This is a genomic window from Enterococcus cecorum DSM 20682 = ATCC 43198, assembly GCF_000407565.1.
In the GTDB taxonomy this organism is placed as follows: Bacteria; Bacillota; Bacilli; order Lactobacillales; family Enterococcaceae; genus Enterococcus_E; species Enterococcus_E cecorum.
The window spans coordinates 534,159-560,879 of record NZ_ASWI01000003.1 but is presented as its reverse complement, the minus strand read 5'-3'; the positions used below and the strand labels follow the sequence as shown (position 1 = coordinate 560,879).

The following is a 26,721-nucleotide window of genomic DNA, read 5'->3' as shown; positions in this document are numbered from 1 at the left end:
ATAACAGCGGAATGCTCTATCTGGGGGATTTTGATTATCCTTCATTTTTTAGTAATTCTTCAATATACAAACGACGGACTTTCATCGTAGCTGTTCGTGGAATATCATCAAAATCGCGAATAATTGGCGCATTTAGATGAGGTAGATCTTCTACTTGTTGCCACCAAGCATCCCAGTCCATTTCGCAATCTGGCGCTAAGGCAATCACTGGTTGGGCATGTCCTTCTTTATCGCGCACCATCACGACTTCTGATAAGAAATCTAAATGGTCTAATAAGAAGTCTTCTAAAGCTAAGTTACTATCAATATTTTCGATTAAATCTACTTGACGATCTTTCAGATATAAATGGCCTTGTTCATTCATGCAACCATAATCACCAGAATCCCACCAAGCACCGTAAACATTATCTTTAAAGCGTTGATCTTCTTTATAATAAGTCAAAGCACGACCTTTTGATAAGAAATGAATATGACCATCTTGATTCGCTGGTAGCACATTGCCTTTTTCATCTGCAATGCGCGCTTTGGTTAACTCACCTAAACCTACCCCCATGTCACGGGCATTATCCGTTGGTAAGGTCGCAAGTGTATGCGCTTTTAGAATCATTGGTCCACATTCACTTTGACCATAGACTTGTAAGAAGATTGGATCTTGCTTTTCACTCGCTTTTAAGAAAGTATGCATGGTCTTATTGTTAATAGCATCAAAAGTCGAATGATAATAACGAATACTAGCAAAACTTTCTGGTTGTTTCGCAGCGGTAAAACTCCATTGCACAAAATTATTTGGATGGGTTTCTAGCGCGATTGGCTGATATTTAGCCAAAAGATGAGCTACTTTCTCACCATCCGATGTAGCTAGTGGCATCATTGGAAAAGCCATCGCCATCAATGAAGACACACCAATATTAAACCGTGAATGAACAGGAGAAATATGAAAAGCCACCAATTTTTTCTCTGCAATCTTCGTAAAGACCGTTCTTTGCCAAACCGTACGCCAACCCATCGAATGATAAGAATGACAAATTAATTTTGGAATCCCAGTCGTTCCTGAAGTATGCGTCATATAAGCAATTTCATCAGGATCTAGGCTAACTTGTTCCACAGGAGTTGTATCGCTAGCTAAAAGTTGGGCCACTTCGATTTTACGTTCATCGCCTAAATTCTTAATGGCAAGTACGCGTTCTTTGGTTTCGTCATCATAAATAATAAATGGCTTTTCTAAACGATCCACGAATACTTCCATGGTTTCAGTTGGAAAATGATAAGAAATCATCACCGGAACCGCACCTAGATAAGACGCAGCCACCGCTAATAAATAAGTATCGAATTTGGGACTCTTGTACATAATCACCTTATCGCGTGCCTTAATTCCCAAAGTTGCTAATTGACAAGCACGTTCCACAATGATTTCGTGACTGATTTGATAATTAGTTTCTAAGCCTAGTTCCGGAAAAGCCGGTAATACTTCATCCAACAGAATAGGCGTTGTTGGATAATTTTGTGCTGCTTGTTGATAATTGGTATATAAATTAAGTGGTTGATACGCTGTTGCATCCATTACTTTCACCTCAACAAAAAAATTTGAACTCTAAAGTGGTAAAACCTACTCGCTTCAAAATCCGTTGTGACAATGTAAGATTCTCTCACACTTTTACATGATAACACTTCCAATAAAAACTAGCTAGATTTTTTGTGAAAATTTATTTAAAGTGAATTTTGTTAGTGCCTGTTGGTCTAGTGATACGCCGATTCCTCTCCCTCTAGGCACGCGAATCTCACCATTTTCTACTACAAATGTTTGGGAAATGATGTCTTGTTCAAAATAATGCACGGTGGCACTTAAATCGGCTGGAAAATCTAGCCCTTTGATGCTTGCAACATGCAGATGAAACGCTCGGGCAATCCCTGCTTCATACATTCCACCGATCCAAGCTTTTACTTGATGTGCTTTGGAGTATTCTAGCATTTCTAAAGCTGGAATCAATCCACCGACACGTGGCAATTTTAAATTAATCACTTGGCCACTATGAAGGGCAGTCATTGTCTTTAAATCGTCCATTTGACAGATATTTTCATCCAAACAGATAGGTGTTGAAATCTGTTGTTGCAATTTGGCATGTTCAACAAAATCACTAACACGCAAAGGTTGTTCAATCATCGCCAAACCTAGTTCATCTAGTCGTTTGAAAGTAGTAGTTTGTGCCAAAGTATAACTCGCATTTGCGTCGGCCATTAAGCATAGATTGGGATATTTTTGCCGAATAGGCGCTAAATAATCATAATCCTTATCTGGGGCTATCTTGACTTTTACTCGCTGATAGCCTTGCAAGACTGCTTGATCGACCTTAGCTAATAAGGCTTGGGGCGAGTTCTGGATACCAAAACTAATACCTACCTGAGCCGTGCTTAAAGTTGGTGGCAAAAAGTACGAAAGCGATTTCTCTTGTAACTTTGCATATAGATCCCATAAGGCCATCTCAATCGCCGCTTTTGCCATCTGATGACCACGAATCTTTGCGGCTTTTTGCATAAACGATTGCGGTGTGAGGTCTTGATTGGCTAATAATGGCAATAAATAGCGTTTTAAAACCAATAATTCTCCTGCTAAAAACTCCTGGACATAATCCGGATGTGGCAAGGCAGTTAATTCTCCCAAACCCACTAATCCTTGATCAGATTGTAAAGTAAGCACGACACATTCTTTATGCGTTAATTGTCCGTAACTTGTTTGAATCGCTTGTTTAAAAGGGATTTGAATATGATATAACGTAATATTTGAAATTTTCATCATGATTTACCATTTTCCACAAACTTTTTGATATTTTCCACCACGGCTTTGGGATTTTCCAGATGGATACAATGACCCGCACTGCTAATGACTTCCAACTGTGCTTGATTTTGCCATAAGTGTACCATTTCTTGACCAATCTGACAAAATTTCGCATCGAATTCACCCGCTAAATATAATAGTGGCATCTCCGTTTTCGCCAACTGTGACCAATAGTTTTGCTGCGCACCAGTCCCCATATGCGCTAAACTATTGGCTAACCCCCAACGATTTTGGCTCATTCGCTCTTGATAGACACGTTTTTGCACAGCTTGTGGTAAGGATTTTTGAGAGGCAAATAATGGGACTTCCTGCCATTGCTGCACAAAATCCTTAAGCCCCTCTTCTCTTAACAAGTGAATCCATTTTTGGTCTTGTTTTCGCCGGTTTGCTCGCAACACTGCCTCTTTTATACCTGCTGTACTACTTTCTAAAATCAAGCCTAGGACCATTTTTGGAAAAGTTGTCGCAAAAGCCAAAGCCACACGTCCACCCATCGAATAGCCAAAAAGGAAGCACTCAGTTAAGCCTAATTTTTCCAAAAAAGCACGTACATCTTTTACGACCTGACTCATCGTGTAATGCACAATAGGGACATGCACACTCGTTTGACCATGACCAATTAAATCTAGTGCTAAAATATTCACGCCAGGTAATTGGTTAGCCAAAAAATCAAAGGTATGTAGAGTCCCTGTAAAGCCATGCAGACAGACTAACGTAGGCACACCTTCTTGAAAGGAACCGATATATTCATAATGAAAGCGAACTTGATTGGCCCTTACAACTGGCATCCTTTCATCCTCTTTTCCTTGAAGTTACTTAACACCGCTTGCCAAAAATCAACAGGCACTTGGGCTTGACTCGTTAACTCAATCAAGTTTGCACCAGTCAGTTTGCGTGAAGTGGCAATCGCTTGTTCAAAGTCCGCTTCACTCTCAACTTTTTGATAAGCTAATTCATAGGTCTTAGCTACTTGGGCGAAATCTAAATCAAGTGGGGTCGCAAACAAAGGATCAAAGTCATCTGCTGTTAAACTACGCTGACTCAAAAAAGAGAAAATCCCGCCAGCATTATTATTTAATAGGAGAATCGTCACCGGGAGATGGTAAGATTTCAATAATTGTAGCCCATTCATGTCATGGAAAAGTGTCAAATCTCCAACCAATAAATACGTGCGTGCTTTCGTTTGCATCGCTAGCCCCGCAACCGTTGACAAAATCCCATCAATGCCATTGACACCACGATTGCCAAAAATTTGAAAGCTATTCTCACTAACACCTGATAAGCGATCCACCAAACGAATCGCATTACTATTTGCGACAAAAAGCTGTTCGCCACGCGCTAACGTTTTCATCAAAATCATAGCCAGTTGACTCTCATGAAAGGCAAACTGCTCACTCGTTTCATCAATGGCTTGACTCGCTAGTTTTTGCAGATTTTGCCAAGCTTGCAAATAAGGCTGGTCACTTTTTGGTGTACTTTGAAGAATTTGTTTGGCCACTTTTGTTAGTGATTCAGCGACGAGATACTGACTGCGATACAGATAATCAGGCCATTGTTGCGTCTCATCGACCAAGATTTGTACTGCCAAACTATCACGCAAGTAAAACATCACATTTTTTGTCACCGGTACCTTACCAAAACGTAAAATCACCTCAACTTCAGGTAAATCACGCGTCTCTTCAAAAATTACATCAGCTTGTTTAACATAATTTTGCGTCTCTCCATCGCAACTAGCTAATTGACTTAACGGATCACCCACAATCGGCCAACCTAGATGATTTGCTAAAGTTAAAGCAAGTTGCGCTTCTACTAAGCTACGTTCACTTCCTAACACAATGAGCCCTTTTTTCTGAAACCAACCTTGGGCAATCAAGTTTTGTGTGGACGTTTGTGCAAGACTTAAGTCAATCGGGGTGTTTTGTGTTAAATCAGGTAATAACGGCTCTCTTAAAGGAATATTGGCATGCACGACACCTTTAACATCATGCATCGCCCTTGTCGCTAATTGGAATCCTTGCCAAAAACTATAGCGCAACATGAGCGGCGTGCTTTCAGGTAAAGCCAGCTCCACAAAAAATTTCACATGATCGGCATATAACTGATTTTGCGACATCGTTTGTGGGGCCCCAATATTTCTTAATTCAGGTGGCCGGTCGCTGGTTAAGACGACTAAAGGCACATTGCTCGCTTCAGCCTCACAAATCGCTGGATAAAAGTTTGCCGCAGCGGTCCCTGAAGTACAGAGTAAAGCGACTGGCTGCTGACTACTTTTGGCTAATCCTAGCGCTAAAAAGCCAGCCGAACGCTCATCAACCGCGACAAAATATTGCAAATCTGACTCGCGTTTGACTAATAGAGCTAACGGTGTCGAGCGTGAACCCGGACTAATCACAACTTGACGCACCCCACCTTGTTTTAATCCAGCAATTAAATGGCGCAAATAGCTAGTCATTTCTTGTTGCTTATTCAAGGCCTAATAACCCCCGTTTCATTGGTTCAAATTTTAGTTTGGTTTCTTCAAATTCTTCCTCCGCATTAGAATCTTGGACAATCCCACAGCCAGCAAAACATTCGCCATAGATTGCCTCCTCTTGTCCATAGACTCCCGAGCGAATCCCTACGACAAATTCACCACTATCTTCAAACAACCGATAAAAACCAATTGGTGCGCCATACAATCCGCGATCCAAGTTTTCATTTGCTTGTAAGTAAGTAAGGGCCGCTTCTTTGGGATTACCACCTAAAGCTGGGGTTGGATGAAGATTTTCAATCACCTCTAAAAAGCGACTTTTCTCTTGTCGTTGACCAGTTAATGTTAAAAAGATATGTTGCACTTGCTCATTTTTTAAAATTTGTCTTGGGCCTAATGCGACTTTTCCATTTACAAAAGGGGCTAATTTTCCTTGAATCGCTTCAACAACAATTTGGTGTTCTTTGGTATTTTTCGCATCATTCAATAAAAGGTTGGCTAATTGCACATCTTCTTCAGGCGTTTGACCACGGCGAATCGTCCCAGCAACACTGGCCGTCAGATACTTGCTAGCCGTTGCTTTCAATAATCTTTCAGGTGTGGCACCAAAAAAGTGGCGCGTTGGTCCATCTAAATAAAAGCGATACGTATTTTTTTGCAAAGCGACTAAGTTTGCCATCAACTGACCTGGGACTAACTCTGTCGCATGAAAGGCCATTTTACGTGCCAAAACGACTTTATTTAAGATTTGGCTAGACTTTAACATCTGAATCGTTTGTTGAGCTAAATGTGTCCATGCTTCTTTGGCTAAATAGTTAAATTCCGCATTGGCAGATAAAGCAGAGTGTACGTGCCAGTCTTGATCTGCTGCTAAAAATGCTTGAACTTGTTGTTTTAACTGTTGATACTTTGCTTGTGCCTGTGCTTTGGTTTCAGCAAGTACCAAAATACTTAATAATTGCTCCGTCAAAATGATTTCAGGTAAGATAAAATATCCTTGGGCCAACTCTTGCCAGATACTTTCGCCCGTATGCTGAGAATCAAACGCAAAAGCCCCGAATAAAGCCAATGGTTGACGATCAATCACGTTCACTTCTTCCACACTGATTTGAAGCTTATCTTTTAATGCTTGGACTTGTGCAAAATCTAAGCCAAACCACTCAGCCACTTTCCCTAGGCCTAAACGCACTTCATCTTCTGGAGTTTGCCAAAATTGTGCCTGTAAACCACTATTTTTCGCCGCCGCAAATACCGACAAGGCAGAAAATTTCGGGATTGCTTCTTGCCAGACATATATTTTTTGCTGCATCGTATTATTGAAAGTTTGCATCGAATACTTTCACTCTTTCTATTTGAGATAATTGATACTTTTGGATTTTACCACTTGCAGTTTTTGGGAAATCTGCCAACACATAATAGGTGTACGGGTGTTTATACTTAGCTAATGTTTTTAATAATATTTGTAACTGGGCTAAATCAAAATCATCAGAAGCTATTTTAAGATAAGCAACCGGGACATGCCCCCATTTTTCATTTGCTTCTCCTACTACAGCGACTTCTTGGATTTGCGGATGTCGTGATAGGCAGTCCTCAATTTCTTTGGGATAAATATTTTCGCCACCAGAAATGATTAACTCTCCTAAGCGACTCTTCACAAACAAAAAGCCATCTTCATCCAGATAGCCTAAATCGCCCGTATGAAAATAACCTTCTTTATCAAATCGCTCTTTAGCCAATCCGTGCAAATACCCCGGTGTAATACTTGGTCCTTTCACTAAAATTTCGCCAATTGCTTCTTTTTCACTCAGCGGCTTAATTTTACACTGCACATCCTGTAAAGGCAGTCCTGCTGAGCCGAGTTTTGCTAAAGAATAATCAAAAGGCAAGGCAAATATTTGTGAACAGGTCTCCGTCATCCCATAAGATTGCATCACTGGCAATTGATAGGCGAGACATTTTTCCAAAACTTCTGCACGCACCGGTCCACCACCCAGTAAGATGCCTTTCAAACTAGCGGGATAACTTTCTTTAGTCAGGATTAATAAATCTTGTAACATCTTCGTCACAACAGAAACTACAGTGACTTGCCCCGTCTTCAACCAGTGATGCACTTGCTCGGCAGCATACTTAGGCAACAAACGGACACTCAAGCCAATCACTAAACTACGCAAAAAAATCGACAGCCCACTAATATGATAAAGTGGCATAACATTTAGCCAACAATCATCCGCTGTCAACGATAAGCTTTTTTTAGTAGCGATGGCACTTGCTTGGTGGTTACCAAATGTTTGGCGCACCCCCTTAGCCTTGCCGGTCGTCCCAGAAGTATACATAATGCTTGCGACCTGATTGGTTTGATAGCCTAAGTCGAACCAGTCTTCTTTTTTGACAGGCTGAAGTTCTTGAGTCTTTGGTGCTTGAATCAACGCACAAGGGGCAAATGTAACAGCCAATTTCTGGTCAGTGACAATCAGCGCCTGAGCTTGACTATCTAGTAACTGTACACGACATTCACTCTCAGTCAAACGCATATTTAAAAACTGGACCGTCACCCCAAGCTCCCACAAAGCCAAAACCGTATAGATAAACGCTGGGGAGCTCTTGCCATATACCGCCACAATCGTACTATCTATAGGTAATTTTTGCTGATAATCATATGCATAGCTTTGGACCATTTGCTGTAACTCAGAGAAAGTGTGGACTTGCTCTTCATAGAAAAAAGCTGGCCGCTCAGGATGAAGCACGGCTTGTTGAGTCAACCAGCTAGCATATTTTTTATGGGAATTTTGGAAATTGGTCAAAGTTTGGTTCTCGTTTTTCTTTAAAGGCATCACGACCTTCTTTGGCTTCATCCATCGTGTAGTATAGTAATGTCGCATCGCCTGCTAATTGTTGAATGCCCGCTAAACCATCTGTGTCCGCATTCATCGCTGCTTTAATCATACGTAAAGCGAGTGGACTCTTCTTCAACATTTCTTGCGCCCAACTTATCGCTTCGTCTTCTACTTGATCAACGGGCACAACTTTATTAATCCAATTCATCTCTAATGCTTCTTGGGCCGTATATTGACGCGTCATAAACCAAACTTCTTTGGCTTTTTTATGACCAATCACGCGTGCTAAGTAACCAGAACCATAGCCACCATCAAAACTACCGACATTCGGACCTGTTTGACCAAATTTAGCATTTTCACCGGCAATGGTTAAATCACAAACAAGTTGCAATACATTTCCGCCACCAATCGACCAGCCTTTGACCATCGCAATCACTGGTTTTGGAATAATGCGAATTAAACGTTGTAAATCTAAAACATTCAAACGTGGAATTTGATCTTCGCCAACATATCCGCCATGGCCGCGAACTTTTTGGTCTCCACCAGAACAAAAGGCTAAATCCCCTGCCCCAGTTAATAAAATGACACCGATATCACTACGATCACGACAAATACTGAAAGCTTCAATCATTTCAGCCACTGTTTTTGGCGTAAAAGCATTATGAACATGTGGACGGTTAATCGTAATTTTGGCTATTTTTTCAAACTGTTCAAATAAAATCTCATCATACTCTTTAATTGTTTTCCACTCGCGCATACAGACACTTCCTTTAAATCATTGTTAATCATCGTGTTTTGCTAAAATTTTACAAAACACCTCTTTTAAAGTATACACAAAATTAGTAAAATACGCTTGAGATAACCCTTAGAAATTGATTTGATAAAAAACAATAATAAATAAGCGCAATTGAACTCTTGATATATCTAAGTTTTTACAATTTCAAAATAAATAAGCAAAACCATCACTCTAGCTTGTTGGTCTAGGGCGATGGTATGAGTAAAATATTTTTTTGTTAAAAACTATTGCATTCATTTACCGTATACATTATAACAAACTCATAAGGTTAGTAAAGTTTAAGGCGGTTAGCAATTCTCATTTCTGGGGGTGGTGCTTATGAGTGTAACAACTCTGCAACGCATTCTAAAGAAAGGAATTTGCAAAATGTCTGCTTATGAAGCGCTAAGCCTAATGATTGCTTTTGCGACATTAATCGTGCTAGTGAATAATAATAAAGACAATAAAAAATAGCCATCTAAACTTTTAGCGAGGTTTTCGGCTATTTTTCAATTAGTATAAAATCAAGCTACCGTCTTCAAACGGTGCTAACCTTTTTCTATTTACACTATATCATGTTTAGAAAAGAGGTGCAAGCGATGCAATCAGAAAATAAACAAACCATCGCTAACCGTAAGTATAGAGAAAAGAACAGAGAAAAAACCAATCAACAAGCATATAAGCGATCTGGTAAATTATTCATTTTAAATTACGTATCTGAGGAAGATTTACAATTGTTTGAGAGTTACGTACAAGAAAATACATAATTATCCTAAGAATGTGTGAATAAGCAATTTCTCAAATCAAATCCACCCTCGTACTTCCATTTTTTGCTATAATGAGAAAAAAACGGAGGAATGCCCATGAATTTATTAGAACATCTCGATATCCAAATCAAGCAAACCAGCCCCGAACAAGTCGAACTTTCGCTTATCGTTCGTGAAATCCATAAACAACCCTTTGGCATCATGCACGGAGGGATGAACGGTGTCTTGATTGAAACAGCATGTAGTTTAGGTGCAAATCAAAATGTCGCTCAAAACGAATATTGCGTCGGTGTCGATTTACAAGTCAATCATCTACAGGCAGTATCGACGGGCGAACTAAACATCATCGCTACGCCAGATAAAATCGGACGCACACTGCAAGTTTGGCAAGCTACAGTCTATCAGATAAACAAAAAAATTGCCGTTGGACGCTGCACTCTCATGACGCAAAAAGCACAAACAAAAGACTAGGGCGGAAAATTCCTGTGCCTAGTCTTGTTTTGTTGTTATACATTTTCTTCTACATATTCCTTGAAATGATTCAGAATGGCTTGCCAACCTTGCTTTTGGAGCTCGACTGGATTTTGGCTTTCGGCTTCAAAGGTCTCAACCACATGAACCAAACCAGGTGCAATCTGAGAAAAAGTAACAGTAACTTCACGACCATCCCCTAATGTATAGGCTAAACATTGATTTGCCACCACTTCTGTATACACGCCGCCAAAATCAAAGCCCATCGCTCCATCTTTGGCTTCCATGCGTGAGGTTAAGCTGCCTCCCACACGTAAATCATTTTGCGCATTGATTGTATGCCAGTCAGGTGAAGCACTATGCCATTGCTCAATATGTTTTGGTTCATTCCAGTAATGTCAAATAGTCGCTAAATCTCCTTGTACATCTACTTGAATTTGGATGATTTCTGCCATTTATTATCCTACTTTCTATCATTTTTCCTAAATATAGCATGATTCATGTATAAAATCCGCTTTTTTACCTCGAGAAAATAAGATACTTATGCCACACTTTTCATAACAAACACTCTACATCATAAAACCTCAACTTTTTTCAAAAATAATTTTATTTTATTATCAAAATTCTAAAACCTTTACTAATATATCAACCATCAAACTAGATAATAACATTTCATCCAATAGTAAAACAGTTTACAAAATAGTTCTAGTAAAAATAACTCTTTTCTTTTATCATTAACAGCATTATAATGACATCGAACAAATGTTTATAACTACAAACAAATGTCCTAAATCTTATTTTGGTTAAAAGAAGGTGATTGCATGACTTTATCAGAAAAAGAAGCGCAACTATTTAATTTAATCAAGACGAATCCTTATTTTTCGCAACAAGAACTCGCCGAAAAGATGAATCTCTCACGCTCAACGGTGGCAAATATGATTTCCCGTTTAATTGAGGAAAAATATCTACTGGGAAGAGCCTATGTCGTGAATGAAAAAGATTATTTGGTATGTATCGGAGGCGCCAATGTCGATCGTAAATTACAAAGTTTGGCTCCACTTCAAGCTGCTACTTCTAATCCTGCGACATCAGCTTTGAGCATCGGTGGCGTGGCAAGAAATATTGCCGAAAATCTTGGTAGACTCGGCCATCCAATCTCTTTACTGTCTGTTTGCGGGAAAGATAGTGATTTTGAAGCGATTAAGCAACATTCACAATCCTTCATGAATCTAGATGCCATCTATCAAACAGAAGAAGTGGCGACGGGATCTTATACCGCGGTACTCGACGCAGATGGTAATATGGCAGTGGCTTTAGCGGATATGTCGGCGTATGATTTACTCACTCCGGCAGTGATCCAGCTCAATTTACCACTTTTACACGGGGCACGCGCGATTATTATCGATTTGAATTGTCCAGCCGAAACGCTCCATTTTATCATTCAATTTGGCAAGCAATATCAAATTCCAGTGATTGTGATTCCAGTCTCCTCACCGAAAATGGCCCACTTACCTAAAGATTTAGCGGGAGTGAGTCTACTTATTGCCAATCGCGATGAAAGTGAAACCTTCCTGGACACGCAAATCACCGATACGCAATCTTGGCAAGACGCAATGCAAAAATGGCTAGCTTTAGGCGTAGAAAATATCGTCATTACCAATGGCCAACAAGGGGCTATGGCGATGAGTCAAACAGGAGAGCAAGCCTATCAAGCAGCCATCTGCGTTGAAAAAATTATCGATGTTACAGGTGCTGGCGATGCGTTTAGTGGGGCATTTATCGATAGTTGGCTAAACGGAAGAACGCTAGCTGATTGTTTGAAGTTTGCGACAACCAATGCGGTATTTACAATTCGTTGCATGCATACTGTACGCACGGATTTAACCAAAGAAAAATTAATTCAAAATAGAGAGGAACTTGCATTATGAACCAATATTTATCATTTTCAAAAGAAGTCTTAGCAGCAAAAGAAGAAGGCAAAGCAATTGTTGCCTTAGAATCAACTATTATCTCACATGGTATGCCTTACCCACAAAATGTCCAAACCGCACGTGAAGTTGAACAAATCATTCGTGACCATGGTGCTTGTCCTGCCACCATTGCTTTAATCGATGGTCAAATTAAAATCGGATTATCTGATGAAGAATTAGAAATGTTTGGCAATAGTAAAAATGTCGCTAAAGTTTCGCGCCGTGACATGGGCTATATTTTAGCAACGAAACAACTAGGTGCTACCACAGTTGCTGCGACAATGATTGCTGCTGAACTAGCAGGCATTTCCGTCTTTGTTACTGGCGGCATCGGTGGCGTACATCGTGGGGCCGAAACTTCAATGGACATTTCTGCGGACTTAGAAGAATTAGCGATGACTGATGTCGCTGTTGTTTGTGCTGGGGCAAAATCAATCTTAGACCTTGGATTAACATTAGAATATCTTGAAACAAAAGGTGTGCCGGTTTATGGTTACCAAACAGACTATCTGCCATCTTTCTTCTCAAGAACAAGTCCATTTGCTTTACAATACAATATCCAAAATCCAGAAGAATTAGCAAAAGCCTTGAAAGCGAAATGGGATTTAGGTCTACACGGTGGCGCTTTAGTAGCTAACCCAATCCCTGAAGAATATTCAATGGATGAAGCTTATATCAATGCTGCAATCGACCAAGCCTTAAAAGAAGCCGATGAAAAAGGAATTGTTGGAAAAGAAATCACGCCATTCCTACTTGGTAAAATTAAAGATATCACGGATGGCAAGAGTTTGGCCGCCAATATCGCTCTAGTAAAAAACAATGCGAGAGTCGGCGCCCAATTAGCTGTAAGTTATCAAAAATTATAATCACAAAAACCCACCTTTTAAGCGAATAGCCAACTTAAGAGGTGGGTTTATTTTATTATTGTCTTCTCACCCATTTTTGAAAGACATGGGGATAAATATTTTCTTCGTCTAATACGCCAGGAATTTCTTCGACTAGCTCAAAATCACTAAAGTCAATCTCACCAATATAAGCATCGCCTGTAAATTCCGCATCAATCAATGTACGATAAATCACATCGGTATACGGCAAGAATAAGCGAAAAATATCGCCACCGCCCCCAACGTGCAAGTCTTCTACAGCTAAGACTTCTTCTGGTGAGTGAATAATTTCAGCATTTTCATATAGTGACAACTCATTTTGACGAGTGCAAACATAAATCTTCTTATAAGCTTTGGATCTTTTTCCTAGCCCTTCATACGTTTTTCGCCCCATCACTAAGGTTCCGTTCATCGTTTTGCTCTTAAAAAAATTCAAATCATTCGGTAATTTCCATGGTAATAACCCATCTTTACCAATTAAACCATTTTTATCTTGCGCCCAAATTGCTGTTATCATTTTATCCGGCTCCTTTTGTTCGTTTTTTTCATTATAACGAATATCAAGGAAGAAAGAAATACTGAATCTAACTTCCATATGGTAAAATCAAATTAGAATGTAGAAAGTAGGGGATAGCATGGCATATTTTTCTTTAAGTATATTATTTGAAGCTTTTGAGGCAAAAACAAAAATCTCTAGAAAAGCTTATGAACATCGCATCGTTTTAGTCCAATTTCCAGCAAAACCTGACAAAGCGACACTAATTGAGTATTGTAAGCAGCATTTGACCGAAGAACCTTATCAAACAGCTGATGGTTCACTTGATTTTTGGCAAGTAAGCAAAATAATCGACTGTTTTGAATTAGTTGAAGAAGTTCCCGAAAACATCCATACGCCGCTTGAAGTATACAGTAGATATTTTGCGGATGACTTTGATAGTACTCGCGAAGAAATTCTTGAAAAATATTTTTCCGATTACGTGTATGAAGATCAGGAAAATGATTAAATAACCCAAATTAAAAAAGCAAATCTATCTGTTGGGGCAGACGGATTTGCTTTTTTAAAGTAAACAATTACAAAAACTTGATAAGAGCTAAATTAATGGGTTGGACGAGTAGTATTGTCCATGTGGGTTTTCACTACGAATACATCCACTTTTGAATTTTGAACGATAAAATCAGTTGTAGAACCGATGAATAGACGGGTAAATGAGTTCGTACCACTTGCCCCCATCATGATTAAATCGGCATTTTGATCTTTGGCAGTTTCAAGAATGGCATTTTTTGCACTACCTACTTCTAGAATCGTTTTACAATTAATATTATCTTTGGCTGCATCTTCAGCATAATCTTCTAGAAATTCTTTTGCAGTATTCATTAATGGATCAATTTCGAATCCACCGCCGTAATCATGCATGGCGATTCCAGATGTATCGACAACAGATAATACGATTAAGTGTGCATTCGTTTGTTTGGCATAACGTTTTGCTTTTTGATAAGCTAAATCCGCTAAAATGGAACCATCGATTGGTACCAAAATTCTACGATAATTTGCCATACGACATCCCTTCTTTCCTATACCTTTATTTTACCGTGTTTTTTCGTGAATTCAACAACAAATCGCCTTGACGAATTACTTTTTTTCTGCTTCATTCGGATTCACAATTTCTAATAAAATAAACTTCTCATCTTCATAGGCGAATTTTAAAATGCAACAGTTCCCTAAACGTTGATGAGTATCCGTTTTTGCAAACTCCTCCCAAACACGCATAAAATTACGACAAGCAGCGCCATGAGAGACGACCAGAGTAGGCAAATCATTATTCACTTCTTGCATAATTGCTTGCATGGTGTCGTTCATTCGCTGCATCAGTTGTTCTTGACTTTCTCCGCCATAATACACAAAAAAATCGCCATAAGGTAGCGCTGGGTTTAAAAATTCTGGTTCTCCTTCAAAGCGACCAAAATTCCATTCTTTCAAGCCTTTTTTACGTTGGTAAGGCAAGTCACAAACAATTTCTAAAGTATCACAAGCCCGCTCTTGAGTCGATGCATAAGCCTGACCAAACTGGATACCTTGTGATTGAAAATATTTCCTTGCTTGCCGGGCCTGTTCTTTACCTAATTCGGTTAAGGGCGAGTCACACCAGCCTTGTACTTTTTTTAATTCGTTAAAAAGCGTCTGTCCATGCCGCATTAAATATACGATTTTTATCATTGTCATTCCCTACTTTCAAAAAGAGCCGCTCCTCAAGAACAGCTCTAATCATTATTTATTATTCTTTGCGGTATCAGAGGCAATTATTCTAACATCGCCTTTAATTTGCCATTCCTTCACTTGATTTGGCAAAATACAGCTTGTGCCCATATTTAATTCATATTCTTTACCATCCACGACTAGATAACCAAAACCTTCAATCACCGTCATCAAAGTATACGGCGCAAAAGCTTTGAAAGAACATTCTCCCTTTACAAGCCATTCATAGACATTGAAAAATTCAGTTTGAAGATAAGTGGTAATCGCACTGTTGCCTTTACGAACTTCCTTAATCGCTAATTCTGGCGCATGGTCAGGGACATTGGTAACGTCGATGGATTGTTGGATGTGTAATTCACGTGTATTTCCTTGCGCATCTTTGCGGTCATAATCATATACCCGATAAGTCGTATCTGAGCTTTGTTGGGTTTCTAAAATCATGATTCCTTTACCAATCGCATGCATCGTCCCACTCGGAACAAAGAAGAAATCCCCTTTTCTCACTGGCACATGTTTTAATAAATCATCCCAACGTCCCTCTTGAATCATTTCAGCTAATTCTTCTTTGGTTTGCGCATGATGACCATAAATGATTTCAGCTCCTGGCGCGGCATCAATAATATACCAGCACTCAGTCTTACCTAGCTCACCAGCATGATGTTTGCCATATTCGTCATCAGGATGGACTTGAACAGATAAATCATCTTCCGCATCCAAAATCTTCACTAATAACGGGAAAACTTCTTCTGATTGATGACCGAATAATTCTTGATGGTCTTGCCAAAGTTGATCTAAAGTTTGACCTTTGAAAGGACCATTTTCAATCACACTTTTGCCATGGGGATGCGCACTGATTGCCCAGTCTTCTCCTATCTTGTCACTAGGAAGTTCAAAACCAAAGACCGTATGTAATCTTGAGCCACCCCAAATTTTATCTTGAAATACGGGTTTCATAAATAAAGGTTCTACCAAATGAATCACTCTTTCTTGTATAGGTTTACAAACAAGTCCATTATATCACAAACTAGTTTGAATAATCATTTCTTTTTCTTTTAAATAAATCGCAATTAATTCATCTCGTTTTTCCAAATATTCTTGTCTAAAATCATAAGGATGCACACGGTTAGATAGGAAAATAAAGGCCTGTTGCAACTTAGGATCAATGCATAAAAACGTCCCAGTATAGCCTGTATGGAATAAAAAGCCATAACGCAAATCCCAACCTAATGAACGCTTTCCCTCTTTACTTGGTGTTTGGTCTTGATAAAGCTGAGCAATCGTTTCTCTTTGCAAAAAGGCCCGTCCATCAGGTAATTGCCCTTCATTTAGATACATTTGGGTAAATTTTAATAAGTCGGCTAAATTCGTGAATAGTCCCGCATTACCCGCATGCTCGGCTAAGACTCGGGCTTTAGGATCATGAGTTTGACCGCACAAAGTATCTTCTGTTGCAGCAATCGAATAATGCATATCAAGTGGTGGAAATTGGCTCTCGGTCATCTGCAACGGTTCAAAAATTTCTTCTTTAAAAATAGTTGTGACTGGTTTTTGAAAGATTGCTTCTAACATGAATCCTAGCAAAATCGTCCCCGCATCGGTATATTTGACGACTTTTCCCAGATTATCACCCGCTCTTAAAGTCAAATAAGTCTGCATTAACTCCTGTTGGTTGAGCTGATCACGATTCGGAATATAAGTCACAATATCAGCTGTATGGGTTAATAAATGTCGTAAAGTAATGCTTTCATCGCCATAAGCTGGCAGATACTTCTTCAAAGGTTGGTCAATCTCGATGAGGCCTTGTTCCATCAATTTTAAAATCATCGTCGTGGTACAAACAACCTTTGTCAAAGAGGCCACATCAAATAACGTATTTCCAGACATCACCCGTTTTTCTGGGATTAAAGACGCATAACCAAAATGCTTGTGAATCATCTTTTCTTGGTCAATAATTGCATAACAAACCCCTGGAAAGACCTTTTCATTTAGATATTCTTGAATTTTTGCTTGTGTTTTTGGATAAAAATTTTCTTGCATGTTCTTCCTCTATCTCTTTTCATAAAAAAAACGCCTAATTGGTTGGACGATTCATCCGGCAACCAATCAGACGTCTTTGTATGATGCAATTAACGTAAGAACCACCATTCTACACCGACTGGATCATACACCGTTAAAATCTTTTGTTTGCTATCAAGGTAATGTTTCATTTGACTTTCTTGAACATGTTTTAATAATTGTTCAAACTGTTCATCTTGTAATTGGAATTTCAAAAAGTCTAAGCCTAAAATTTGATGACTTGGGATTTTCACATTTTCGGTATCATGCTTGACAATGGAAATACCAAATTCGCCATCTGCTAAGGTTTGAAAAGCAATATTATTTTCATCAAACTCAAAGCCTAGTAAATCAGCTAAAAACTGGCATTCTTCTTGGACATCTTGTGCGTGAAGGCCCAGTGCCGCAATCCGTGCTTTACTTGATAATTTTTTATTTGGATCAGCTGAAGTTAAAAGTGAAGTTTCGTCAATGCTCACTGTTTCAGGTGTGCGAATCGCCAACTGATTGCCTTCAGGATCCACGATAGTAAACTGACATAAATCAGGTGTAAACTCGGCTTGAATGACCGGATATTTAGCATGAACTAATCGTGAATACACTGCCGCAAACTCAGATAAAGTTGGCACCTCTACTTTATAGTAGTTCAGACGCTTCACTTCACCAAAACGTTCCGTTGCACGTGGGCTTTCTTCTAACCAAATGCGCTCATGACTACCATCTTCGGCTACTAAAATCGCTAATTCATTTTCTTCGGTTTTTAACTTAAATCCTAACATCTCGCAGTAGAAATTAATCATTTGGTCACGATTTTTGACACGCAAAGCCACAATACTTAATCGACTACTGGGATCAAAACTAAATACTGACATTGAAACGGGTCCTCCTAAATTCCAATTGGCAATAAAAATTACCACTACTCATCTGAATTCTATTATTTTCATACATATCAAACTGTATAGATTATACTTTGATTCCCTTTCCTCATCCATTGTACTTAGAAATCTTATTTATCGCAAGGAATATGGTTGAAAATTTAAACAAGGCTTGCTAATTCTCATTTTTACCCACGACATTTCACCAATATTTTCAAAGTAAATACTAACCAAATGACCTAAAATATGTTAAAGTAAAAGTACAACACAACGTTTATTTATTGGAGGAAAAACTGATGGAAGATTGCATTTTTTGTAAAATCATTAATGGAGAAATTCCTAGCTATAAAATTTATGAAGATGAGGTCGTTTATGCCTTTTTAGATATTACCCAAGTGACACCTGGCCATACTTTAGTGGTACCTAAAAAACATGCCAAAGATATTTTTGAATACGATGAGGAATTGGCTTCTCAAGTCTTTACCCGCATCCCTAAAATTGCACGTGCCTTAGAAAAAGCTTACCCAGACATGCAAGGATTAAATATTATTAATAACAACCGTGAAGTGGCCTATCAATCTGTTTTCCACTCACATATTCATTTGATTCCTAGATTTAGTCCACACGATGACTTCTCTATGCACTTTGGCAACCACCAAGACCAATACAACCCAACCTTGATGGAAGCCATCGCCAAAAGAATTAGAGAAAGCTTTGAGTAAAAGGTTGTAAATCGACTTGGTCAGCTACGAGCGGATAAGGTTTGTCCAACACGTCGGGAAAGTCCAAAAAGCAGAGACCTTCCCAGACGGGGTGGCTTATACGCCGAAGTAGCTAGTCGATTTACACCGTCAAATAAGGTTGTGAAGCAGCTCGCCCAGACATGAAGAAATTCGTGTGCTTACCTACCGCTGAGAAAACCGGATGAAAGGAGATTTTCTCAAGCGGGAGGGCGAATTTCACAATGTCTAGCTGCTGAACACCGTGAATCTAAGGTTGTGAGAAGGGGCGATCAGCTACAATTATCTAAGAAAGGATGAGTGCAGTGAAAGGATTTTTAAAGGGGTTACTTTTTGGTTCAGCAGTTGGTGCTATCGTGACTTTACTAACAACGGAAAAAAGTGGTAAGGAAAATCGAGAAGCTATCAAAGAAACTGTGGATGAATCCATGTCTAAAATCAATGACGTAACCACGAGTTATCAACGAGTGCAAGAAAACCAAATCATCTTACAAGAAACCATGGACCAAACCATCCCATCTTTCAAAGAAGGGATTGAAAAAGATTTAGCTGCCTTTGAATTCCAAGTTCAGCCTCGTCTTGCTAGAATCAAAGAACAGTTAGAAACATTACAATCGCACCTTGAAGTAAAAAAATAAACCAAAAAATCAGCAAGCCTACTCAAAAAAGTGGACTCGCTGATTTCTTATTTTCTTAACACATCTTGATATTCTGACTTTTGACTAAATTCTTTTTTGGCAAAGGGACATAGCGGAATTACTTGATAATGGTGTTCTCTTGCAAAGGCTACCCCATGTGCCACTAACTGTTCGGCCAAACCTTGTCCACGATAACCAGGATCAACAAAGGTATGGTCAATAATCATGATTTGGCTGTCCCCTAAAGACCAGGTCATTTCACCTATCTCTTTATCGCCGTCTAATAGCGCAAAACGATTTTCTTCTAATCTAAATTCCATCTCATTTTCTCCTTTGTAGACATATTTTAATGCCCCCGTTGTACAGGTGTTCACGACACGCATTACTTCTTGTGCCTCACCATTGTCACTTAAAATCCAAGGTTTACGCCCGACTTCAAAAACTTGTGGATTGCCTCGAACACAGTTACTGACATGCTCACAAATGTTACGATTATAGTAAATATCGACTTTTTCGCCTGTATATTTACGATAACCTTGTGCTAACAATTCTTCTTCCGTTACTGTCAAAAAAGCCACCTAATGCCAATCACAGCACTAGGTAGCCTTTGTTCATCGATTATTTAGATTCTGAAGTTGAAGTAGAAGATTCTTTTGTTTCTTCTTTACTTGAACTTGATGATTCTTTTGTTTCTGATTTTGAAGATTTAGTCTTTGATGATGAACTTGTCTTCGTTGCATCAATGTAAGTAGATAATACATCTGCGAAAGTCTTATCTTTAATCTTCACATTAGCTTTCTTCAATTCTTCACCAATTGTTTTTGTCACAAAGGTAGAATCATTTAATTTATTATCAGTAGCAATCTTCTTAAGCGTCTTTTTATATTTATCCATGTCGTTCCCTTTTGCTTGGTTTTTCACCATTTTAACGACATAATAAGAAGTTTGATAAGTAGATGCATCAGTTACAGCGATTGGTTCAGCTGAAATTTCGCCATCTTTTAACGCAAAGGCAGCTGATTTCACTTCTGTAGGTACATCTGAACTTGTAGAATCAAATTTCACATCTTTACCTTTATTGCTTGTTGCGATTGATTTTTCTTTCGCAATTTTTGCAAAGTCTGCGCCATCTTTCTTCGCTTCTTCAATGACTTTTTTCGCTTCATCTTCACTTGAAACTTGGATGAATTGTGCAGTGACTTCTGGATGGAATGAATCCCAAGCAGTCTTATAATCTGCATCGGTTAATTTTACATGTGCTTTCAAACCAGCGTCTAAAGCTAATTGTTGACGAATGGTTTTCTTGAAGCTTTCTTTTGTATAGCCAGCAGCTTTTAATTGAGATTCGAAGCTATCACCGTATTGTTTCGCTTGTTCTTTGTATTTTGCATCAACTTGTTTATCGGTTACTTTATCGCCATATGCTTTGTCAAACACATCGTAAATAATCATGCTACGAACCACGCTTTGGCTAGTAGAATTTGATTTAATTTCATTATAGAAATCTTGAACGGTAATGGTTTGGCCTTTCATTGAGGCGATAGTTTGATCAGAGTCTTTGGAACAAGCTGCTAAACCTAAAACAGAAACAGCCGCCAAAGTAGCTAACAATGCTTTTTTCTTCATAACTAAATTAACACTCCTAAATTCTTTTTCGAGTTCACAAATCTTACTATACCACAAATCCACCAAAATAATAGACTTTTAAAAACATATTTCATAAAAATTTCAAAAATAAGCTTTTCTTAATGATTAGTTTAAGTTTGGTACATAAAAACTACGATTATCCATGCCAAAAATACGATCCGTGTATTCACCTGGTGTTGTTTGACGAATCGAAGTCAACATCATTTGCATCGAAGCATCGATATTATCAATTTGATGTAAAATTTCGGCCTCCATAATTCTTGGACGCACTGGAGAACCATATTCTAATAACCCGTGATGACTTAAAACCATATGACGTAAAAGGACAATCTCTTCTTTATTTGGATCTAGTTTTAATTCCATACATGCTTGGGTGATTTCTTCATCGACTAAGACTAAATGCCCAATCAAATTACCAGCCACCGTATATTCTGTCGTCATCGCTCCACTTAATTCCAATACTTTACCTAAATCATGCAAAATAATTCCGGCATATAGCAGTGAAGCATTTAACTCAGGATAAATATCAACGAGTGAATGCCCAATTTTTAGCATCGTTACGGTATGATAAGCGAGTCCTCCTGAAAAGGCATGATGATTTTTCTTCGCAGCCGGAAATTCAAAGAAAGCTTTCTTATACTTACTTAAAAGATGGCGGACAATCCGATTCCAACTTGGATTTAAAATTTCAAAAATCGTTTTACCAATGTAATCTTCCATTGCCTCCCTTTTCATCGGTGCGCGTTCCATATAAAGATTAGGATCACTAGGCTCTTCTAATTTAGCCAAGCGTAAATGTAAAATTTTCACCTGAGGATTGCCATTATAGATTTCACGCTTGCCGTTTAAAAAGACCACTCTGCCAGCTTCAAAACGGGCAATTTCTTCTTCAGAGGCATCCCAAAACTTGCCATCAATCGTGCCGGACGTGTCTTGGAACGTAAAAGCAATAAATTTCTTGCCATTTTTCGCCATCCGTACATCGGCATTTTTAATCAAAGCAAAGAGTTGCATTTCTTCATCGACTTGATATTCTTTGATTTTTTTCATCTGCACATTCCTTCTTTCTTAAGATAATGGTTTGACTACTTGATGAAGTTCTTGATAATAGCTTACCATTTCTCGGTCCGAAGATAAACAAATCACTTGATAATCTTTCGCAAATTCTGCTAAAAGTTGCGCCAAAGACCGTTTGCGCTGACTATCATAATGTAGCCACCCATCGTCAATCACCACTGGACTAATATTTTTTTGTTGCACCGCCAAATAAGCAAATCGCAAGGCCATAATCAATTGGTCTTTAGTCCCGGTAGAAAGCTGATAAATAGACTGTTGGTTGACAAATAACTCATTTTCTTTCATCTGAATTTTATCATAACGTTGATTGGTTAAGATTTGCATAAAATGCCCTGCCTGTTCGAACAAATAAGGAAGTTGTGATTCAGAAAGTTGATCAGCCATGAATTGAAGTTGCTTTTCAATGACAAAGTGCACACTCCATTCATAGATTAGTTCTTGAATTTCCGACTTTAATTGCGCTTCTTTTTGATAGAGTTCTGGCAAGGTTAGGTCCTTCATCTGTTGGGCAAGACTGACTTCAATTTGTTTGATTTGCGTCAAATTTTGATCTTTTTGCACTTGTAGCTGTGTTTCTTGACTTAAAATGTGTTGCTCTTGACTTGCTAACTGCTCTTTTGTCATAGAATCTGGATACAACCCTTTTAATATTTGCGCTAATTCTGTTTTACGTTTTACTTGGCTTGCTCGTTCTTGCATTTGCCTAAACCATAACGGTAGATCAGATACCTGTTGGATTTGATATTTAGCCAATAAAGTCTGATTTTGTTTTAACAAATCTTGCTGCGCTTGTCGTTTTTGCCTGATTTGTTCCATGATTTGCGTCACCGGATGAGCCGCGCGTGCCATTTTTTCCTGCTGCATTTCTTCTTTAAATTGACGGATTTGTCCTAACTGTTCTGCTATCGTCAAATGAGCAATTGGTAACCACTCATATAAAAAGGCCGCTGTTTGCCGAAATTGGGCCATATTTTGATCGAGTTGCGCCAATTTAGCACGTAAAGTTTGTCGCTGTTGTTGCGCGTTTTTACTTATCTGAGCGGCTTGATACCGCTTAGCTAACTCTTGAATGAAAGAAACATGATCCAAATGCTGTAAATCGAGCGGTAATTGACTGCGTAGCGCTTGGAACTTCTCTTGCATTGTCCCTTGTTCTTCCAAAAGATTTTGATAGGCTTGATTTTTCTCATCTAAATCTTGTAAATAAAGGCGCCACTGCTGCTTGATTGGTTCATTATCTGAAGCACGATAAACCCGTACATAAAGAAGTCCTACCAATAAAATCGTCGATACAAAGACTAAGCCACCAAATAAAGGCGATAATTTCATAAGCAATAAACTAAGCAATACACCCACCATTCCTGTAATGATTAGTGGTTTAGGACTGGTTGGCGCTTTTGTTTGGGCAAAGAGTTCAGGATGTTGTTGCTCAAACTGATTTAATTTGTCTTCAGCGACTTGTTGGGTGTGTTGCGCATGCGTAAGTTGGCTCGTCAAGGTTGCTAGCTGGGACTGAATTTGCGTATACTGAACAACAAATTCTTGAGAGACTGTTTCTTGTACTTTTGTGTTATCAGGAAGTTGCGCTAATTGCTGCGTGATTTGTTTATGCGCCTGAATATCTTGATATAGCATCCCTTCACTTTGCAACAATTGGTCGATTTGCTCTTCATGATCTAAATAAAATAAATAGCGTTTAGATAATTGCTTTTGCTCAAGTTGTGACAATCGACTTTCCAAGACTTGAATATCTTGATTCAACTGTTGACTTTGCTGCATAAATTGCTGTAACACCTGGACATCTGCAGCATCAGCTAACTGTAAATCCTTTTGCTGCAAAGATTGGTATTCTTCAAATAGTGAAAAATGTGTTTGCTGTTGCTTGATTTGTTGGGATTGTTTTTGCACAGATAGCCATTGTTTTTGTAAAGCTTTCTGTGCATTTTTCAACGATTGTAGCTGTTGAGACTGGGCGGCTAACTCTTTTTGTTTTTCGGCTAAAGTATAAATGTTTGCCTGCAATGCTTGATACTCCGCCAATTTTTGGTTTAATGGCAAGACCCGACCTCTTGAAGTAAAGATTTTATTTCGCTCTTTTTCTTCTTGCTCGGCCTGTAGAAATAATTGCTGACTACCAGTAATGCCCAATGATAACAAAGCAGACTGCAAATATTTTTCATCTAATTGGGTGATTTGCTGTAACTGTTCTTGATCAAACGTAAAGACTTGTTCAAATAATTGACTATCTAAAGGGGCTAAACGCTTTTGTAGATAACTTTCGGGAAAAATTTCGTCCCCGATAATTACCGTTGCTTTGCCTTTATTGAGGTGTTTCATCCGCTCAATCCGCAAAACTTCGCCATCAATTTCAATTTCCAACGCGCCCCCATAATAGGCGTGGTTGGTCTCATAATCACGCTTTCTTTTTTGTTTTTTCGGAAAGCCAAATAACATCGCCTTGATGAAATGATAAAGAGTAGATTTTCCAGCTTCATTTGCGCCAAAAATTAACTGATTGCCTCCTGTAAAGTCAAAGCTAAACTGACGATATTTACCAAATTCCGTAATTTCTGCTTTTAATAGTTTCATCTGTTATTCCTTTTCTTCTGCTCCATAACCTAAATTTTCTCGTGCCTGTCTCATCACTTCTGGAATCAATTCCTCTAAAGAAACAAAGCTTAATAGCCCGTTTTTCGCTAATTCCTCCGTTAACTGTTTCGCCAAGACTTCTGAGGCAAATGCTTGACTTGAAAGCATAGAAGGCAAGATAGTAGGACTCGTCTCCTGTTCTTCATGGTCGATTACTATTTCATAAACAAAGACATCTTTTTGGGCACGCTGTAATTGTGCATTTAAATAATCTAGTATTTCCAAGCGAGTGGCAGCTGAATATTCTAGTAACTGTTGCTCTGATAAATGATGCCAATGAAGTTGATAAAAGCCTGGTGATACTGCTGAAAATTTTGCCATTAAATCAGCCAACACTTGGGTACGTTGACTTTGAACGGGCATAGGATAATCCACTTGACCAAAACTAAGACTCGCAACATGAGAGGGCGTGAAATGACAACTTTGAGGCGTTAATTCGACTAACATCACACCTGTAGCTACTTCTTTTTTCGTATGTCCTTGTGGCGTACCTGGATACACAATAGCCGGCTGTTCATTTAAAATCGTCGGTACATGAATATGCCCCAATGCCCAATAATCATAGCCCTTACTTACTAGTTCCGAAATTTGAAAAGGTGCATATTTGCCTGCCTGTTGCCCGTGATAAAGGCCAATATGATAATCACAATCCACCGCTTTATACGGAAACTCGATATCCTTTCTTGCTTCAATCCATGGTTGACAATAACTAAAGCCACTAAAAGCCACACGTTCATTTGACTTAGTTGTCAACGTCAGTGTCGAGACTGCTTCTTCGGTAAATAAATGAACATTTTCCGGAAAGTCAAACCAATAACGCTGTGGGGTGTAATAATCATGATTGCCAAAACACATCACAACCTCGATTCCTTCTTTTTCAAGTCGTTGCAACGCTTGACAAAAAATATTTTGAATATATAAACTTGGCTGATTCTGATGGAACGTATCTCCTGCTAAAAGAACAAAATCCACTTGCTTTTCAATCGCTAAATCAACTATTCTTTGCCACACTTCTTGATTCACTGTAAGTAACGATTGCTGCCATTTGCTCAATTGTGGCATCCCTTCAAAGCTACGATCCAAATGCAAATCCGCACAATGTAAAAAACGAACCATTCTTCTTTTTCCTTCAATTTTTTCTTTCATTGTACCATTAATAATAGCAAAAGTCACATTTTAAACGAAAATTTGTTCGCTATTTTAGATACAAAAAAACATATCTCTACTGCATCTTCAAACAGCAAAGATATGTTTTTACTTCTATCAAATTAAATGGAAAGTAAGCGCAACACCAAAGCAAAGAAAAACAATGCCCATCAAACCACCACTGTATAAACCAAGTGGTAGGAAAGCTGAGGTACTTTTATTTCCATGTTTTTTCGTGTAAACAAATACATTTCGTGTTGCATATAGTTGATAACAGCCTAATAACAATAATACAATCCCTACAATCGTTTCAAACATTTTTCATGCCTTCTTTCAATATTAGAACCATTTTGTATCCGCTGCTCTTTGCAAAGTAAACGGACCAAACGTTGCTTCAATCGTTACATCCTTATCGCTAAGAGCGGTTTTTTCTTTAAATTCTTTTTCAAAAACGACCGGATCAGCAATTGGTAATTCATTTGATTTTAAAATGAGTACATAATGTCTAGGTAAAGGATTTAACCAAGTACCAAATTCACTCAACTCAGCCAATGCTAATTCTGGAACACTTTCAGCCAAAATAATTTTGTATTGTCGAATATGTAAAACATCATTCATCCTAACAACATCTCCAAT

Annotated in this window: 28 protein-coding genes and 2 pseudogenes; 8 read left to right on the top strand and 22 right to left on the bottom strand. The window is 38.6% G+C overall.

All coding sequences use genetic code 11. The annotated features are described in order from the left end of the window. Positions 1-34: 34 nt before the first annotated feature. The 7 genes from I567_RS03470 to menB all read right to left on the bottom strand — a co-directional run bounded on the left by I567_RS03470 (position 35) and on the right by menB (position 8,894). Positions 35-1,561 (bottom strand): AMP-binding protein, encoded by a 1,527-nt coding sequence (locus I567_RS03470; protein ID WP_016250857.1) that lies wholly within the window; start codon positions 1,559-1,561, stop codon positions 35-37. Positions 1,562-1,684: 123 nt separating this feature from the next. Continuing rightward, entirely contained in the window at positions 1,685-2,794 is a 1,110-nt protein-coding gene (gene menC / locus I567_RS03465; protein WP_018345418.1) for an o-succinylbenzoate synthase, read from the bottom strand. Beyond that, a complete protein-coding gene (menH, locus tag I567_RS03460) occupies positions 2,791-3,621 on the bottom strand; it encodes a 2-succinyl-6-hydroxy-2,4-cyclohexadiene-1-carboxylate synthase (RefSeq protein ID WP_016250855.1) in 831 nt (276 codons plus the stop codon). The genes menC and menH overlap by 4 nt, the downstream gene beginning before the upstream one ends. Continuing rightward, positions 3,609-5,303: a 2-succinyl-5-enolpyruvyl-6-hydroxy-3-cyclohexene-1-carboxylic-acid synthase gene (menD, locus tag I567_RS03455; protein ID WP_016250854.1), complete on the bottom strand. Its 1,695-nt coding sequence runs from the start codon at positions 5,301-5,303 to the stop codon at positions 3,609-3,611. The genes menH and menD overlap by 13 nt, the downstream gene beginning before the upstream one ends. After that, positions 5,296-6,633, bottom strand: coding sequence for an isochorismate synthase (locus I567_RS03450; protein WP_016250853.1), 1,338 nt, complete (start codon positions 6,631-6,633; stop codon positions 5,296-5,298). Before I567_RS03450 ends, menD begins: the two co-directional genes overlap by 8 nt. Beyond that, complete coding sequence (menE, locus tag I567_RS03445) at positions 6,617-8,134, bottom strand: o-succinylbenzoate--CoA ligase (RefSeq protein WP_016250852.1); 1,518 nt, start codon at positions 8,132-8,134, stop codon at positions 6,617-6,619. The genes I567_RS03450 and menE overlap by 17 nt, the downstream gene beginning before the upstream one ends. Next, entirely contained in the window at positions 8,079-8,894 is an 816-nt protein-coding gene (gene menB, locus I567_RS03440; RefSeq protein WP_016250851.1) for a 1,4-dihydroxy-2-naphthoyl-CoA synthase, read from the bottom strand. The genes menE and menB overlap by 56 nt, the downstream gene beginning before the upstream one ends. A 357-nt stretch (positions 8,895-9,251) precedes the next feature. Between menB and I567_RS12900 the strand changes: the two genes are divergently transcribed. The 3 genes from I567_RS12900 to I567_RS03435 all read left to right on the top strand — a co-directional run bounded on the left by I567_RS12900 (position 9,252) and on the right by I567_RS03435 (position 10,150). After that, complete coding sequence (locus tag I567_RS12900; protein ID WP_231940213.1) at positions 9,252-9,386, top strand: putative holin-like toxin; 135 nt, start codon at positions 9,252-9,254, stop codon at positions 9,384-9,386. 125 nt (positions 9,387-9,511) lie between these two features. Beyond that, positions 9,512-9,679 carry a hypothetical protein gene (locus I567_RS12725; RefSeq protein WP_016250850.1) on the top strand — a complete coding sequence of 56 codons (168 nt, stop codon included), beginning with the start codon at positions 9,512-9,514 and terminating at the stop codon, positions 9,677-9,679. A 96-nt stretch (positions 9,680-9,775) separates the two neighbouring features. Continuing rightward, positions 9,776-10,150 carry a PaaI family thioesterase gene (locus tag I567_RS03435; protein WP_016250849.1) on the top strand — a complete coding sequence of 125 codons (375 nt, stop codon included), beginning with the start codon at positions 9,776-9,778 and terminating at the stop codon, positions 10,148-10,150. A gap of 35 nt (positions 10,151-10,185) precedes the next feature. Here I567_RS03435 and I567_RS03430 read toward each other — a convergent pair. Beyond that, positions 10,186-10,533: pseudogene (locus I567_RS03430) on the bottom strand (SRPBCC domain-containing protein); the annotation flags it as partial. Positions 10,534-10,971: 438 nt separating this feature from the next. On the opposite strand from I567_RS03430, the gene I567_RS03425 reads away from it, so the two are divergent. After that, entirely contained in the window at positions 10,972-12,078 is a 1,107-nt protein-coding gene (locus I567_RS03425; RefSeq protein WP_016250847.1) for a PfkB family carbohydrate kinase, read from the top strand. Next, positions 12,075-12,986 carry a pseudouridine-5'-phosphate glycosidase gene (locus tag I567_RS03420; RefSeq protein WP_016250846.1) on the top strand — a complete coding sequence of 304 codons (912 nt, stop codon included), beginning with the start codon at positions 12,075-12,077 and terminating at the stop codon, positions 12,984-12,986. The genes I567_RS03425 and I567_RS03420 overlap by 4 nt, the downstream gene beginning before the upstream one ends. 55 nt (positions 12,987-13,041) lie before the next feature. Here I567_RS03420 and I567_RS03415 read toward each other — a convergent pair whose 3' ends face one another. Continuing rightward, complete coding sequence (locus I567_RS03415; protein WP_016250845.1) at positions 13,042-13,521, bottom strand: dihydrofolate reductase; 480 nt, start codon at positions 13,519-13,521, stop codon at positions 13,042-13,044. Between the two features lie 118 nt (positions 13,522-13,639). Between I567_RS03415 and I567_RS03410 the strand changes: the two genes are divergently transcribed. Then, positions 13,640-14,008 carry a hypothetical protein gene (locus tag I567_RS03410; protein WP_016250844.1) on the top strand — a complete coding sequence of 123 codons (369 nt, stop codon included), beginning with the start codon at positions 13,640-13,642 and terminating at the stop codon, positions 14,006-14,008. Positions 14,009-14,100: 92 nt separating this feature from the next. Here I567_RS03410 and I567_RS03405 read toward each other — a convergent pair whose 3' ends face one another. The 5 genes from I567_RS03405 to I567_RS03385 form a co-directional block, all read right to left on the bottom strand. Beyond that, entirely contained in the window at positions 14,101-14,559 is a 459-nt protein-coding gene (locus tag I567_RS03405) for a universal stress protein (protein WP_016250843.1), read from the bottom strand. A 75-nt stretch (positions 14,560-14,634) separates the two neighbouring features. Beyond that, the gene (locus I567_RS03400; protein WP_016250842.1) at positions 14,635-15,219 is read right to left on the bottom strand and encodes a histidine phosphatase family protein; all 585 of its coding nucleotides are present in this window, start codon (positions 15,217-15,219) and stop codon (positions 14,635-14,637) included. A gap of 51 nt (positions 15,220-15,270) precedes the next feature. Beyond that, entirely contained in the window at positions 15,271-16,230 is a 960-nt protein-coding gene (gene manA / locus I567_RS03395) for a mannose-6-phosphate isomerase, class I (RefSeq protein ID WP_016250841.1), read from the bottom strand. Positions 16,231-16,275: 45 nt separating this feature from the next. After that, entirely contained in the window at positions 16,276-17,295 is a 1,020-nt protein-coding gene (locus tag I567_RS03390; protein WP_016250840.1) for a serine hydrolase domain-containing protein, read from the bottom strand. 89 nt (positions 17,296-17,384) lie between these two features. Beyond that, positions 17,385-18,185, bottom strand: a complete 801-nt coding sequence (locus I567_RS03385; protein WP_016250839.1) for a VOC family protein — start codon at positions 18,183-18,185, stop codon at positions 17,385-17,387. Positions 18,186-18,484: 299 nt separating this feature from the next. Between I567_RS03385 and I567_RS03380 the strand changes: the two genes are divergently transcribed. Together I567_RS03380 and I567_RS03375 are read left to right on the top strand one after the other, a co-directional pair. Further along, on the top strand, positions 18,485-18,910 hold the full coding sequence (locus I567_RS03380; protein WP_016250838.1) for an HIT family protein: 426 nt from the start codon (positions 18,485-18,487) through the stop codon (positions 18,908-18,910). A 314-nt stretch (positions 18,911-19,224) separates the two neighbouring features. After that, positions 19,225-19,566 carry a YtxH domain-containing protein gene (locus tag I567_RS03375; RefSeq protein WP_018345420.1) on the top strand — a complete coding sequence of 114 codons (342 nt, stop codon included), beginning with the start codon at positions 19,225-19,227 and terminating at the stop codon, positions 19,564-19,566. A gap of 47 nt (positions 19,567-19,613) precedes the next feature. Here the strand turns inward: I567_RS03375 and I567_RS12830 are convergent, their stop codons facing one another. From I567_RS12830 to I567_RS03335, 8 genes and pseudogenes are all read right to left on the bottom strand, one after another. Next, entirely contained in the window at positions 19,614-19,886 is a 273-nt protein-coding gene (locus I567_RS12830; protein WP_034863849.1) for a GNAT family N-acetyltransferase, read from the bottom strand. Then, positions 19,887-20,144: pseudogene (locus I567_RS12825) on the bottom strand ((4Fe-4S)-binding protein); the annotation flags it as partial. Between the two features lie 40 nt (positions 20,145-20,184). Next, positions 20,185-21,192, bottom strand: coding sequence for a peptidyl-prolyl cis-trans isomerase (locus I567_RS03360; RefSeq protein ID WP_016250835.1), 1,008 nt, complete (start codon positions 21,190-21,192; stop codon positions 20,185-20,187). Between the two features lie 126 nt (positions 21,193-21,318). Continuing rightward, positions 21,319-22,263 carry a 3'-5' exoribonuclease YhaM family protein gene (locus tag I567_RS03355; RefSeq protein WP_016250834.1) on the bottom strand — a complete coding sequence of 315 codons (945 nt, stop codon included), beginning with the start codon at positions 22,261-22,263 and terminating at the stop codon, positions 21,319-21,321. Positions 22,264-22,281: 18 nt separating this feature from the next. Then, positions 22,282-24,879, bottom strand: a complete 2,598-nt coding sequence (locus I567_RS03350) for an ATP-binding protein (protein WP_016250833.1) — start codon at positions 24,877-24,879, stop codon at positions 22,282-22,284. 3 nt (positions 24,880-24,882) lie between these two features. Beyond that, complete coding sequence (locus I567_RS03345; protein WP_016250832.1) at positions 24,883-26,055, bottom strand: metallophosphoesterase family protein; 1,173 nt, start codon at positions 26,053-26,055, stop codon at positions 24,883-24,885. Between the two features lie 147 nt (positions 26,056-26,202). Continuing rightward, positions 26,203-26,403: a hypothetical protein gene (locus I567_RS03340; RefSeq protein WP_016250831.1), complete on the bottom strand. Its 201-nt coding sequence runs from the start codon at positions 26,401-26,403 to the stop codon at positions 26,203-26,205. 21 nt (positions 26,404-26,424) lie between these two features. Continuing rightward, positions 26,425-26,703: a hypothetical protein gene (locus I567_RS03335; protein ID WP_016250830.1), complete on the bottom strand. Its 279-nt coding sequence runs from the start codon at positions 26,701-26,703 to the stop codon at positions 26,425-26,427. Between the last annotated feature and the right edge of the window lie 18 nt (positions 26,704-26,721).